The organism is Hymenobacter frigidus (assembly GCF_014640435.1).
Classification (GTDB): domain Bacteria; phylum Bacteroidota; class Bacteroidia; order Cytophagales; family Hymenobacteraceae; genus Hymenobacter; species Hymenobacter frigidus.
In genome coordinates this window covers 56,412-69,439 of record NZ_BMGY01000016.1, presented here as the reverse complement: position 1 = coordinate 69,439, position 13,028 = coordinate 56,412, and the positions used below count along the sequence as shown (strand labels likewise).

At 57.7% G+C, this 13,028-nt stretch carries 9 protein-coding genes; 1 reads left to right on the top strand and 8 read right to left on the bottom strand.

Annotated features, from left to right (window positions below):
- Nucleotides 1–75: 75 nt before the first annotated feature.
- The 4 genes from IEW17_RS10460 to IEW17_RS10445 all read right to left on the bottom strand — a co-directional run bounded on the left by IEW17_RS10460 (nt 76) and on the right by IEW17_RS10445 (nt 5,044).
- Nucleotides 76–465 (bottom strand): hypothetical protein, encoded by a 390-nt coding sequence (locus tag IEW17_RS10460; protein WP_188561987.1) that lies wholly within the window; start codon nt 463–465, stop codon nt 76–78.
- 277 nt (nt 466–742) lie between these two features.
- Nucleotides 743–1,435 carry a HupE/UreJ family protein gene (locus IEW17_RS10455; protein ID WP_188561986.1) on the bottom strand — a complete coding sequence of 231 codons (693 nt, stop codon included), beginning with the start codon at nt 1,433–1,435 and terminating at the stop codon, nt 743–745.
- Between the two features lies 1 nt (nt 1,436).
- Complete coding sequence (locus IEW17_RS10450) at nt 1,437–2,765, bottom strand: tetratricopeptide repeat protein (RefSeq protein WP_188561985.1); 1,329 nt, start codon at nt 2,763–2,765, stop codon at nt 1,437–1,439.
- A gap of 116 nt (nt 2,766–2,881) precedes the next feature.
- Nucleotides 2,882–5,044 (bottom strand): DUF4331 domain-containing protein, encoded by a 2,163-nt coding sequence (locus tag IEW17_RS10445; RefSeq protein ID WP_188561984.1) that lies wholly within the window; start codon nt 5,042–5,044, stop codon nt 2,882–2,884.
- 310 nt (nt 5,045–5,354) lie between these two features.
- On the opposite strand from IEW17_RS10445, the gene hscA reads away from it, so the two are divergent.
- Entirely contained in the window at nt 5,355–7,226 is a 1,872-nt protein-coding gene (gene hscA, locus IEW17_RS10440; RefSeq protein WP_188561983.1) for a Fe-S protein assembly chaperone HscA, read from the top strand.
- A 66-nt stretch (nt 7,227–7,292) separates the two neighbouring features.
- On the opposite strand, the gene IEW17_RS10435 is transcribed toward hscA, so the two are convergent.
- The 4 genes from IEW17_RS10435 to eno form a co-directional block, all read right to left on the bottom strand.
- Nucleotides 7,293–7,700, bottom strand: coding sequence for a hypothetical protein (locus IEW17_RS10435; RefSeq protein ID WP_188561982.1), 408 nt, complete (start codon nt 7,698–7,700; stop codon nt 7,293–7,295).
- A 187-nt stretch (nt 7,701–7,887) separates the two neighbouring features.
- Nucleotides 7,888–11,178 carry a CARDB domain-containing protein gene (locus tag IEW17_RS10430; RefSeq protein ID WP_188561981.1) on the bottom strand — a complete coding sequence of 1,097 codons (3,291 nt, stop codon included), beginning with the start codon at nt 11,176–11,178 and terminating at the stop codon, nt 7,888–7,890.
- Nucleotides 11,179–11,286: 108 nt separating this feature from the next.
- Nucleotides 11,287–11,601: an FtsB family cell division protein gene (locus IEW17_RS10425; RefSeq protein WP_188561980.1), complete on the bottom strand. Its 315-nt coding sequence runs from the start codon at nt 11,599–11,601 to the stop codon at nt 11,287–11,289.
- Nucleotides 11,602–11,676: 75 nt separating this feature from the next.
- Nucleotides 11,677–12,948, bottom strand: a complete 1,272-nt coding sequence (eno, locus tag IEW17_RS10420; RefSeq protein ID WP_188561979.1) for a phosphopyruvate hydratase — start codon at nt 12,946–12,948, stop codon at nt 11,677–11,679.
- Nucleotides 12,949–13,028 lie beyond the last annotated feature (80 nt).

Genomic DNA, 13,028 nt, shown 5'->3' with positions numbered 1-13,028 from the left:
TTTTGAATAAGACGAAACGGCCCAGACGTACGATGTCTCCGGCACCAAGCAGCCTGCACACAGGCTGCACACGACTTATCCCCGACGGGGCGGCAACTCAATCTGGCCCCGATAGCCACTGGGCACCGCCACCGCGGACCGCAGCATCCGCACTTCAGCCCGTGCCCATACGGACCGGGCAAACACTACCCGCGTCTCGGACAGGCAGTGGACATCCAAACTTTTAAACGACGTTAGCAACTGCTGCAGCGGCAGCCGCTCGCCGTTTTTCCTCACCGTGTACTGCGTGCCGTTGCAGTCATCGAAGCAGCCCAGCCGCAGGGTATTTTGCAGCTGGCAATCGTGGCTGTGCTGGTAGGCAAAAGGCCGGTCAATGGTTTGCGCCGGGCGCTCCACGAGGCCTGCCCCCACCACCAGCAGGTAGTTGAGCAGCAACAGCAGCGTGAGGTACGGGCGAAAAACCATGGGTGCGGGCCAGGCAAGAACTGCGCTATCTACGGCGCAAACTGCCGGTTGGATGAAAGGCGAATGGATTAGCGTATTTTAATAATCAGCAACTAAATATTTCAGTGTCAAGTACCCACGCACAAGTAACCGAATAAAAAAGAACGTAATTCCGAGCTTGCCGAGGAATCTCGCCCGCGCCAGCAGGCGGCGCGGATGACTCCGGCGAGATTCCTCGGCAAGCTCGGAATGACGTTCTTTTTAGTGGACTACGGCTACTTATGCGCGACTGTTTAACTCAAGCAAAAAACACCCGTTCTACCGTCCAATAAGCGGCGACCAGCCCGATAACGACGGATACTGGAACTACCACGCGTTGCTTATACCAGCTTTTGTTGGCAGCCCAGCGGCCCACCAGCGCCCAGCACAGCAAAATCACCGTTACCTGCCCCAGCTCCACGCCCACATTGAAGGAAATAAGCGAGCCGAAATAGTCCTTTTGCGGCAGCCCCAACCCCGTGAGCGCACTGGCGAAGCCCATGCCGTGCACCAGCCCGAAGCCGAACACAATGGCCACCCGCCACGGGTTCAGCCGGTCGGTAATAATGTTTTCGATGGCCACGAATAGAATGGACAGCGCAATGATGGGCTCAATAATGGACGACGGCGGCTGAATAAACCCGTACATGGCCAGCCCCAGCGTGATGGAGTGCGCTACGGTGAAAGCCGTGGCCTGAAGCAGCACCGGCTTCAGGCGGGGTTCCAGAATGTAGAGGCTAATGATGAACAGAATATGGTCGAACCCCAGCGGAATTATGTGGGTAAATCCCAACTGCAGGTAAGTCCAGAAAATCTCGGTACGGGAGAGTTTGCTCAGGTCTGTATTGAGGACGTGCGCGGTGGCTGGCAGTGCCAGCACTACCAGCAGCGGCAGGGCCACTAAGGCACGGCGCGGAAAACTCAGCCCCCGCAACGGTCCAGTATTCTTCATCTTAGCGGGCAGCCAACAACTTCTTGCCTTCCGCTTCCACCTCGGCATTCAGGTAAGGTGCCATTTTCAGGGAATTTTCGATTAGCGCCTGGCCCTCGGCCGTTTTGCCTATTTTAGTCAGAATCAGGCCAGCGCGGCCCAACAGCACCGGGTTCTTCGAGCCGGTGCGGCGTGCCACCTGCATATACTTCTGCGCTTCAGGATACTGCCCACGCTTGTAGAGCACCCAGGCCATGGTTTCGTTCACATCAATGTTATCGGGACGGCGCTCGTACTCAATTTTGGCGTGCTCCAGGGCTTTGTCCAGCTCATTGGTCTTGAGGTAGGCATAGGCCAGCTCACGGTCAGCATAATGGCCCATCTGCTCGTTACTATCGGCTTCTTTAGCCGCATCGGCCAGCATATCGATGGACTCTTTCGCCATCTTATCGGCCTCCGCGGGCTGTCCGCTGAGGCGATATAAATCGGTCAGCTCGTCGGCAAAAGCATAGTCTTTCACCGTAATACGTGCCTGCTGGTATAGCTTGATGGCTTTGGGATAGTCCTTGCCAGCGGCGGCAATCCGGCCCAGGCCGGCCAGGGCATACGCGTAGCCAGGGCGCACCACCAGCGCCATGAGGTAGTTGCCGTGGGCGCGGGCAGTGTCACCGCTTACTTCGTACAAATGGCCCAGGGCCACGCGGGTCCACTCCGTTTGCTCCAACCCAATATACCCCGCTTTAACGGCCATGTCCATCGCCTGGATGGCACCGGGCATATCGCCGTGAATTTCGCGCAGGTAGCTTACCCGGGCGTAGGCGGCTAGGTCGGGACGCACCGCATTCATCTTATCGGCCATTTTAATGGCCTCCTCGTAGTGGCCCATTTCCACGTTGGCATCAGTCAGCAGGCCATATACGAAGCCGCTGTTGGGGTTCAGCTGCCGGGCTTGCTCGGCTAAGCCGAGGCCTTGGGCAAAATGGTGCTGGGTGAGGCACAGCGAAGCCTTACAGCACAAGGCTTCAAAATTCTCGGGCTCGGATTTTAGCACTTGCTCCAAAAGCTCCATTGCGGCCCCATCATAGTAAGGATGATTGCCAGTTACGCGGCCTTCCTGCATATAGGCCTGGGCCAACAGCAGGCGGCTTTTTTGGTCATCGGGATTGGTGCGCAGCTTGGCCAGCAGGCCCTCAATAGCCGCTTTGGTGTTAATCCATTCCTTGCCCGCCGATAAGCTCCCTTGACGCTCTATAAATTCAGGGGTGCGAACGGCCGGCTTTTTAAAGATAAAGATGGCGGCAGCCATCAGGCCGAACACCACTAGTAAGCTGGGGTAAAGATACTTTTTCAAGACAGAGTAGGTTAGAAAAGTTAGAACGAATATCTGGCAAAAATCTACAAAAAAGAGCCGCCGCCAGTCCTGACAGGACCAAACGACGGCTCTTTTTATTCAGTAGCCGAAGCTAATTACTGGCGCTCGATGCGCACCGATTGCACCACGGTCTTGCCGTTGTAGAGCGTAGCAATGTACTGGCCGGGAACCACCTCACGGCCGGGCTGCCAGGTCAGTTCGTTGGCACCGGCAGCAAAGGTTTTATCCTTAGCAATGGTAGCTACCCGACGGCCCGTCACGTCGCTGATAACGATGCTCATGGTGCCTTTGGCGGGCAACTCAAAGCGCAGCGTCGTGCGGTCCACGAAGGGATTCGGGAAAGCCTGAGCCACAGTCAGGTTAGGCGATAAACCCAACCCACCCGAACGCTGGGACAAAGCCACGCGCTGGGCAGTAGTGCCGCTCCAAGGGCCCTGGGTGTAAGGGAAAGCTGCTTTGAACGTCGTGTCGTTGGCGGTGATGCCGGCATTGAAGCCAAGTACGCGGCCCAGTTGCGCCGTTACCGGGCTGGTCGAAGAGGGCGTAAAGTCATCGTACCACAGGCCGATAGCGGCCAGAACCACGCCACCTACGGCTTGCAATTCGATACGCGTCACGTCATCCTCCAGGCGGCGACCGTTGGGGAAGCCATCCATGTTGGGGATAAGTTGGAGCGAATTGTTCGCGTTGAAACGCGAGTCGGTCAAACCAAGCACAGCAGCGTACAACAGGCCTTCCGAGTTGAAATCGGGCGAGTTACGAGCCGTGGGGGGCACGGCCATGTTTAGGCGCAGCATGTCGCCACCGGGGTTAGACGCGGCACCACCCACCAACAGGAAGTTGTTGATGAACGGCTTGCCAGCGGCCAGCGGGTTGCCCGCTTTGCCGGTAGCCAGCTGGTACGGAATCGCATTCGGCACACCGGTGTGGAAAATCGGCAGGATATCGACCGAACGGGGCTTGCCAGGGCGGAGCAGGTAAGGGCCAAAGGCGTTGGCCGCCAAGGCCGTACCATTCAGCAAAGGACTACCAGCCAAGCCGCTCAGGCCGGCGGCACCGTTACGGAAGTCAAAGCCGGCGAAGCTGGCACCACCCAACAAGGGCTGCCCAGCCAACGACTTGGTCTGAATACGCAACGGACCGAGGCCGGGTACCGCTTCGCCAAAGTACGTCTGACCAGCGGGCTTGGGAGCAGCCGGTGCTACGGGCACGTTATCAGCCTGGTACAAGCCCAGCTCGGGGTTCGACAGGTAGTTATCGGTATCCGCAGCCTCAGCATAAGGCGTTACGGCGTTCCAGGCGTCTTTGGCCCCAATTGGGTTGATAACCTCGTTGAAGAGCGGCATGCCTATGCGCGAAACCTGCACAAAGTTGCCCGAAACAGTGGAAGGCCCACCCGTGGCCGAAAGCACGCGGGTAGAAGGACGGCTGGCCGAAGCCCATACACCGATGATAAAGTTGCTATCCAGAATGTTGGTGGTAGCCGTCAAGGCCGGCGTACCGGTTTTGGCGAGCAGCGCAACGGGCACTTGCAGCACAATGGCGTGCGTGTTCTTACGAGCCAGGCCATCGCGGGCAGCGCCGGGGGCACGAATGCCGCCCAGGTCGAAAATACCACCCAAGTCAGCGAAGAACGGGTCATCGGTCTGGCCACAGAAAACTCTGGTGCCATCGCCCAAAGTCTGGATTGCACCAGTCAACAAGGCATCGTAGGTAGTACCCAAACCAGCTGCTGACGTAATGGAGCGCGGGCCGACATTGGGAGGCGGCACAATGCCGTTGGTAACGATGGAGGTGTAAGCACCACCGCCAACGCTTTTCTCGCAGGTATAAGTCGCTTTCAGGTTCTGCTGACCCAACCGAATGTTGAAGAAAGTAGTGGCGTCCTGATTGATGCGGGTGAACGTGAAACGGTACGTGATGTCATCACCGGCCGTGGCCGAGTTGTTCTTCACGTGGATTTCGTAGCGCACATTTTCGCCGAACGTATTGTAGTTGGGGCCGCCCTGGGGCAACTCAAACGGAACGTAGTTGGCGATAATTGTGACACTGGCGTTGCCATCGTTGGCCGGCGAAGCCGGGCTGCGGAAAGCATACAAGTCGGTATTATCCGCCAGCGGGTCATCGGCGATGAGCGGGGCTTCGCGGTGGCTCGATGCTTCGAGCGTGTTGTGCTGACCGCTCCAGGCCAGTATTCCTCCTACAGAGGTCGCGAGTAACGCAACGTGGAAAAGAGGACGAGTAAGCAAGTTTTTCATAAATGAAAAAAATTGGTGAAAAGGTGATTGTTTGCAGTTTATGAGCTCATCGAGTTGATTTTAGCGCTGACAGTTCAGCTTTAAAATCAACTCGGATGTCCTAACTCTTTTCCCTACGTGGAAACCAAAGCTGGCGGTTTGCAAAACGGACAGAATAATATTAAAACATTTGGGCGCGCTCCTCAGCTTGAATAGTCATCCTCGTGCTTTACCTGAGCCTAGTGGGTTACCAGTTACTTTTGCACTACGCTTTTAGGCGCGTTTATCCTTACTTTTTAGGGTGGCCACTTCCGGCAGCCCCCGTGTACTTATGGCTACAGTAGCTATCAACCTTGCCACCGGCAGCCTTCAGCAGGAAGAAATCATCGTCGGCATCGACCTGGGCACCACCAACAGCCTCGTGGCTTACGTGCACCCCGAATCGCGCCAGCCAGTGGCCATCAACGACCAGGGTCGGGGCAGCATCGTGCCCTCGGTGGTGCACTTCCCCGCCGACGGCTCCGACCCGATTATTGGCACCGAAGCCTGCGAGTTTCTCCTCTCTGCCCCGCAGCGTACGGTGTACTCGGTGAAGCGCCTGCTGGGCAAAAGCTACCGTGACCTTGGCAACCACGCCACGCAGCTCGGCTACAAAGTCATCGATGATAATTCGGAAGGGCTGGTCAAAATTCGTGTTGATGACCGGTTCTACTCCCCCATCGAGCTATCGGCTGATATCCTGAAGGAACTGCGCGCCCGCGCCGAGCATGCGCTCAAAACGCCCGTCAATCGCGCCGTAATCACCGTGCCGGCCTATTTCAACGACTCGCAGCGCCAGGCCACCCGCGACGCGGGCCGCCTCGCGGGCCTCGAAGTGCTGCGCATCGTGAACGAGCCCACTGCGGCCGCGCTGGCCTACGGCATCGGCCTCGACCCGGACGAGGAAAAGACCGTGGCCGTGTACGACCTAGGCGGCGGCACCTTCGATATCAGCATCCTGCGCATCCAGCAGGGCATTTTTGAAGTCCTGAGCACCAACGGCGATACCTACCTCGGCGGCGATGACCTGGACCGCGCCGTGGTCGACCATTGGACGACCACCTTCGGCCTGTCCGCAGCTTTCCATACCAATCCGCACCTGCAGCAGCAGTTGCGCCTGGCCGCCGAGATGGCCAAAAAATACCTAAGTCAGCACGGTGATTTTACCACCCACCTCACCGACGAAACGGGCCAGAACACCACCGTTACGCTCACCCGCGCGCAGTTCAACGACCTCATCCGGCCGCTAGTAGAACGTACCATCACGGCCTGCCGCCAGGCCGTAGCCGATGCCAAGCTCACGACCAAGCTCGATGCCGTGCTGCTGGTGGGCGGCTCTACCCGCGTGCCCTTGGTCTACGATGCCGTATCGGAGTTCTTCGGCCAGCCGGCCAATAATTCACTCAACCCCGACGAAGTCGTGGCGCTGGGCGCGGCCATCCAAGCCGATATTCTAGCCGGCAATCGCCGCGACGTGCTGTTGCTCGATGTAACCCCGCTCACGCTGGGCATCGAAACGCTGGGCGGCCTGCTGGACCCCATTATTCCGCGCAATTCTAAAATCCCCACCAAAGCCGGCCGCCAATACACCACCAGCGTCGATGGGCAGGTGAACCTGAAAATCGCCGTTTACCAAGGCGAGCGCGATTTAGTAAGCCAAAACCGCAAGCTGGGTGAATTCATCCTCACCGGCATTCCGGCCATGCCCGCTGGCCTACCGAAGGTTGATGTCAACTTTCTCCTCAATGCCGATGGTATCCTGCAAGTCGAGGCTATCGAGCTGCGCTCAAACACCCGCCAGCAAGTCGAAATCAAGCCCCAGTACGGCCTCACCGACGACCAGGTGGAGCAAATGCTAATGGATTCGCTCCTGAACGCCAAAGACGACGTAGCGGCCCGTCTTCTCATCGAGGCCCGCACCGCCGCCGAGCAGTTGCTGTACCAAGTGAACAACTTCACCCGCAAAAACCGTCAGCACCTCACCGAAACCGAGCTGCACGACACCGAAGCTCAGGTTGATAAGGTTCGCACCGCCCTCACCGGCACCGAGCGCGACCCCATCCTGAAAGCTATGGATGAGCTGGATGAGCTGACCCGCCCCTACGCCGAGCGCGTGATGAACATCTCCATTCAGCAAGCCATGGCAGGCAAGAAAATTCTGTAGCTCCAACCCGGAATTTACCCTGACCTAAGCAGGTTTCACCTTGCTTAGGTCAGGGGTTCCTTGTTGCTACTTCTTCAGGCTTGGCCGTGCCGTGGCGGCGGGTCGCAAGCCAAACCCCAGCACGCTGCGCGATGCCGTGTCGCGGAAGGTAACTTCCAGTAAAACTGATGGGGTTTTTAAGCTGGAATCGGCGGCCAATGAGAATGAGTAAAACAGCCGCGAAGCGCTGCCATTGAGCCGTACGCCTAGCTTGTACAACTGAATTTCGGGGTGCCGATGGGCCCGTTGCCAGAGCGGCTGGGCTGCTGTCGTGAACCGGTCCAGGCTCACAGACCGGCGTACTTCCGGAGCCAGGCGCGCGTAGGCCGCTGGGTAGTCGGCCCGCAGTACCGCCCGCAAAAACCGCGCGGCTACCTGGCTTTGCCCGATTCGGGCCGGAGCATGAGCAGGCTGCTGCGCGCCAATCCCCAGCATAAGTAGCACAGCTAGCCCCGCGCCTCGTGTGCACGCATGCCAGCAATGGCTGGCCAGTCGGGGCTTCCGTGTGGGAGTTGGAGGGTCTTGCACGGTCAAAAATAAGCGGGGGCGGCTCTCCCGGCACCATGCCCGGACAGCCACCCCCGCGTTCTCGTCCCGCCAGGAGCGGGATAGCACCCACTGGCTACTCAATCACCACGCGGCGCGTAATGCTCAGGTTTGGACCAGTGAGGCGTAAGGTGTACACACCAGTGGCCAGGTTTTGAGTCGTTACTTCGGCCAGGTTGGCCCGCCCAGCTCCCAATGCCAACGGCTGCGTACGCACCCGCTGGCCCAGCACGTTGTAGAGGCTCAGCTCGGCCACGCAGGATGCTCCGGGGCCGCTGAGCTGCACGCGAAGCGCTTGGCCAGTTGCCACGGGGTTGGGGACGACGACAACAGCATAGCCGGCGGTTTGCTCGCGGCTGGCCAAGGCCTGGGTTACCGTCACGGGCAACGCAGCCAGGTTGTTGGCTTCATTCGTCTCGCTCACGGCGTTTGTGGGGTCGGCCACGGCTAGCACGTAGTAGGCTCCCGGCGTCACATTGGCAGGCACCATAGTCAGCAGGTTGCGGGCGCCGTCGAGGTTAGGACCCAGCGCACCGCCAGCACTGGTACCCAGATTGCGGTCGCTGGCGTCAAGCTGTTGGTCGACTGACAGGAAGAAGCCCACTGCCGAGCTACTGGCGGAGCCCGAACCCTGGTTAGCCACGATGGTGCTCAACGACAAGCTGCCGCCTGCTGGCACCGATGAGGGCGACGCCCCGATTTGCGTCAGCAATAAGTCGGGTTGCGGCGGGGCCGTGCAGCTCACCACGGCTTCGAAGCCGGAAGCGGTTACGCTGCCATCAGTGGTGAACACCAGCGTCAGCACACCCGACGAATTGGTAGCCACAATGGGCCCCACGGGCATCGAGCTGAGCGAGGCCAACAACGGCGACTGCGCATTGGGTCCGTCGTAGATATTAAGCCGGTCGCAGCACTGCTCCACCACAAACGAATTGAAGGTGAGCCGCACCAGTGAGCCCGGCGTAGCGGGCAAGATAGTGAGGGTACCGTTGGCATTGTCAGCGTAGTTACCAAACCCGCCGTGGTCGTAAATAGTGGCCGTGCAGGTGGTAACAGTAGCCGCGCCAGAGAAAGGGACAACCGTGCCGAGGAAGGGACCAGTTACGGTCAACTGCAGCGCTATCACATTGTTGTTTTCGTTGGTTTCGGTCACTTGGGCTTGCGGGTCGGCCACGAACAGCACGAAGTAGTTGCCCGCCGTGGTGCCCGTGGGTATTACCAGGTTGGTGAAGCGCTGCGAGCTTTGGCCGCCCCCCAGAGCGAAACCAGTTACCGTATTCAGCAGCACGTCGCTGGCATCAAACTGTGCGTTAGTCGACAAATAATAGCCTACCGTACTGCTATTAGCAATGCTGTTGCCAATATTTTGAATGCTGCAGCTGGCATTAATCATAAAGCCAGGGGTGACACTGCCTGCCGAAAGAAATGGCTGCTGGATTATCAGGTCGACGCCGGGAGCAACCACTTGCAACGGCGCCGAAGTGACGTTGTTGAGTTCGTTGGTCTCGCTTATCTGTGCCAGGTAATCAGCTACAAACAGCACATAATAGCTGCCCACGGCCGTGCCAGCCGGCACCGTGAGGTTGGCAAAGCGCGAGGAGCTGTTGAAGCCGAACACGCTACCAGTAGTGTTAGCCAACAATATATCATTGGCGTCCAGCACTAAGTTGGTCGATAAATAGTAGCCCACCGTGGCCGGGTTAGCCACGGCATTGCCCTGGTTGAAAAGCACACACGATGCCGCCGTAACGCCGCCCGGTGCTACAGAGGAAGGGTTAAGAAAGGTGCTTGATACCTGCAAATCGATGCTCGGAGCGATGACAGACAGGGGTAGGCTTCGCACGTTGTTCGTTTCGTTTACCTCGGTCACCTGAGCCTGCGGGTCGGCCACGAACAGCACGAAGTAGCTGCCCGGTGCCGTGTTGGCAGGCAGTTGGGGGTTCGACGAGCGGAAGCTGGTCTGGTTAGCAAAGAGCGTCCCGCCTTGGGTAGTGCTCAACAACACATCTGCAACATCAAACACCTGGTTGGTGGAGAGATAGAAACCCGCCGTGCTCGTATTCGCTTGAATATTGCCTTGGTTCACTATCAAGCAGTTGACCTGCAGAAAATTACCGGCAACCGCTGATGATGGAAACAGCTGTTCCTGGGTAATAACCAGGTCAACACCAGGAGGCGACACCGTGAAGCTAACCGCTCTTACGTTGTTGTTTTCATCGGTTTCACCCACTTGATTCTGATAATCAGCCACGAACAGGATAAAGTACGCGCCTGGTGCCACGCCGGGCGGTACTGCCGCCGTGCCGAAACGCGAGGACGGGAAATTGGGCGAAAGCTGACCCCCAAACTGCGAAGTAAGCAGTTGGTCGGCCGCGTCGAGGGTAGCATCGGTAGAGAAGTAATAGCCCACGCTGCTGCTGCTGGCCACGGCGTTGCCTTGGTTGATAATCTGGCAGTTCAGGCTGAGCGGGCTCCCTGGAGCCACGTTCAGCGGGGTAACTCCGGCCTGCGGAATGGTCAGGTCAATGCTGGGCGGCGTCACGCTGATGTTCACCGGGGTCACGTTGTTGCCCTCATTACTTTCCGGTACCTGGTTGAGGTAGTCGGCCACGAACAGAATAAAATAGTTGCCGGGCACTGTGCCTGCCGGCACCTGAAAGTTGGCGAAGCGCGACGATGCTTGGCCAACGGCCAGCGAAAATCCCATCGAGCTGCCCAGCAATTGGTCGGCAGCATCGAGTACGGCATCGGTGGACAAATAATAGCCCACACTGCTGCTGCTGGCCGTGGCTCCCGACAGATTGTAGATGGAGCTGCTAGCCGACAAATTACCTCCGGCCACCACACTCAACGGCGAGAGCGAAGCTCCTTGCAGCGCCAGGTCAGCCTGAGCCTGCGGTGGCACCGTGGTCACGCACCCAATGGTAGCCTCAAAGCCGCCAAATTGCACCACGCCATCGGAAGTCAGGCGCACAGTCAGGGCTCCTGAGGCGGTTGTACCGAACACGGTGGTAGGAGGATTGCTGGAATCATACGTTCCAATCAGCGGGGAACTGGTGTTGGGCCCATCGTAGATGTACACCAAATCGTAGCTCGACTCCACAGAAAAAGAGGTGAACTGTAGTCGAATTTTATTGCCCGCCGTGGCCGGCGTTAGCGTCGTAGAGCCGTTGGCACTGGGAGAATACGGAGCGTTTAAACCGCCATCGTCCGTCAACGTGCCAGAGCAGGTGGTAAAGTTATTGGTCCCGCTTGCCGGCAACGCATACGTTTGGGCCCGCAGGCTGGCCGGCTGGGCAAACCCTAACAGCGCCAAACCCAACATCAAAAAGAACAGCCGCGAAGCGGCAGGGTAGCTTTGCTTCATACAAAAAACGTGAAAGGTTAAAAAAGAAGGAACTCACTTATGACGTACAATGCTATCAATCTGGCACATACTCAGTCAATATCACTAAATCAGGCCGCCCGCAAGTTATTATTCGGTGGTGGCAGGCACTAGTACAAACACGTCCTCACCGGGCCGCTTCATCAGGTACTTCTCCCGCGCAAATTTCTCCAGCAGCGCTGGTGAGCTCATCAGTTCAGCCCGCTCTCGCTTCACTACCTCAATGTTATCGAGGTAATACTGTTTCTCGTTTCGCAGTTCTTTCCACTTGCGGTAAATGTCAAACTGCTTGCCCAAATCGTTGGCGTCAAACACCAGCATCCACACCAGAAACCCTACGCCGGTAAGGAAGTAAAAGCTTCGTACTGTTCGCAGTATGGGGCTAATAAAGGAAGGTAGATTCATCAGGATAAAGGTAATACAAACGGCCAATTCTGCAGTAGCAAAATTGGCCGTTTGTTTTTGCAAGAACCGAAATAATTACATTTTCTTTCCTGGGAAGTACGCTACCTCGCCCAACTCCTCTTCAATGCGGAGCAATTGGTTGTACTTAGCCATCCGGTCCGAGCGCGAGGCCGAGCCCGTCTTAATCTGACCCGTGTTCAGCGCCACGGCCAAATCGGCAATCGTGCTGTCCTCCGTTTCGCCCGAACGATGGCTCATGATGCTTTTGTAGCCGTTGCGGCGACCCAGGTTCACGGCCGCGATAGTTTCCGTCAGCGTACCAATCTGATTCACCTTGATGAGAATGGCGTTGGCAATATTCTCATCGATACCGCGCTGCAACCGGTCCACGTTGGTCACGAACAGGTCGTCGCCCACCAGTTGCGTCTGCTTGCCCACGCGGTCCGTCAGCGCCTTCCAGCCACTCCAGTCGTCCTCGTCCATGCCATCTTCTAGGCTGATAATGGGGTACTTCTTCACCCAATCAGCCCAGTAGTCCACCATCTGCGACGAAGTCAGCTTGTCGCCGGTGCTTTTCTTGAAGTGGTACACTCCATCCTCGTAGAACTCCGATACGGCCGCGTCCATAGCAATAAACACGTCCTCGCCCGGCCGGTAGCCAGCCGTTTCAATGGCCTGCAGCACAATTTTGATAGCTTCCTCGTTCGATTTGATGTTCGGCGCAAAGCCGCCCTCATCCCCTACGTTGGTGCTGAAGCCCTGCTTTTTCAACACATTCTTCAGGTGGTGAAAAATCTCGGTGCCCCAGCGCAGCGCTTCCGAAAACGACGAAGCGCCCGTGGGCATAATCATGAATTCCTGAAAATCAATCGAATTATCGGCATGCGAGCCTCCGTTCAGAATATTCATCATCGGCACCGGCAGCGTCGAAGCCCCTACCCCGCCGATATAGCGATAAAGCGGCATGCCGGCATCCTGCGCCGCCGCGCGAGCCGCCGCCAGGCTCACGCCCAAAATAGCGTTGGCCCCCAGGTTAGCCTTATTAGGCGTACCGTCGAGCTCAATCATAATTTTGTCGAGTAACGCTTGCTCATAGACCGAGAAGCCCACCAATTCCTCCGCAATGCGGGAATTGACATTCTCCACCGCTTTCAGCACGCCCTTGCCCATAAACTGGCTGGCATCGTCGTCGCGCAGTTCCACCGCCTCGTGCTTACCGGTGCTGGCGCCCGAAGGCACCGCCGCCCGGCCCACCACGCCCGAATCGAGCGTGACATCAACTTCTACCGTCGGGTTACCACGGGAATCAAAAATCTGGCGGGCGTGAATTTGCGAAATGAAGCTCATAGCAGGTCGTTTGGAAACAGTTAAATGAGCTACAAACCTACGCGAATCGACGCGCATAAGCACAACGCCATTGGCAATTC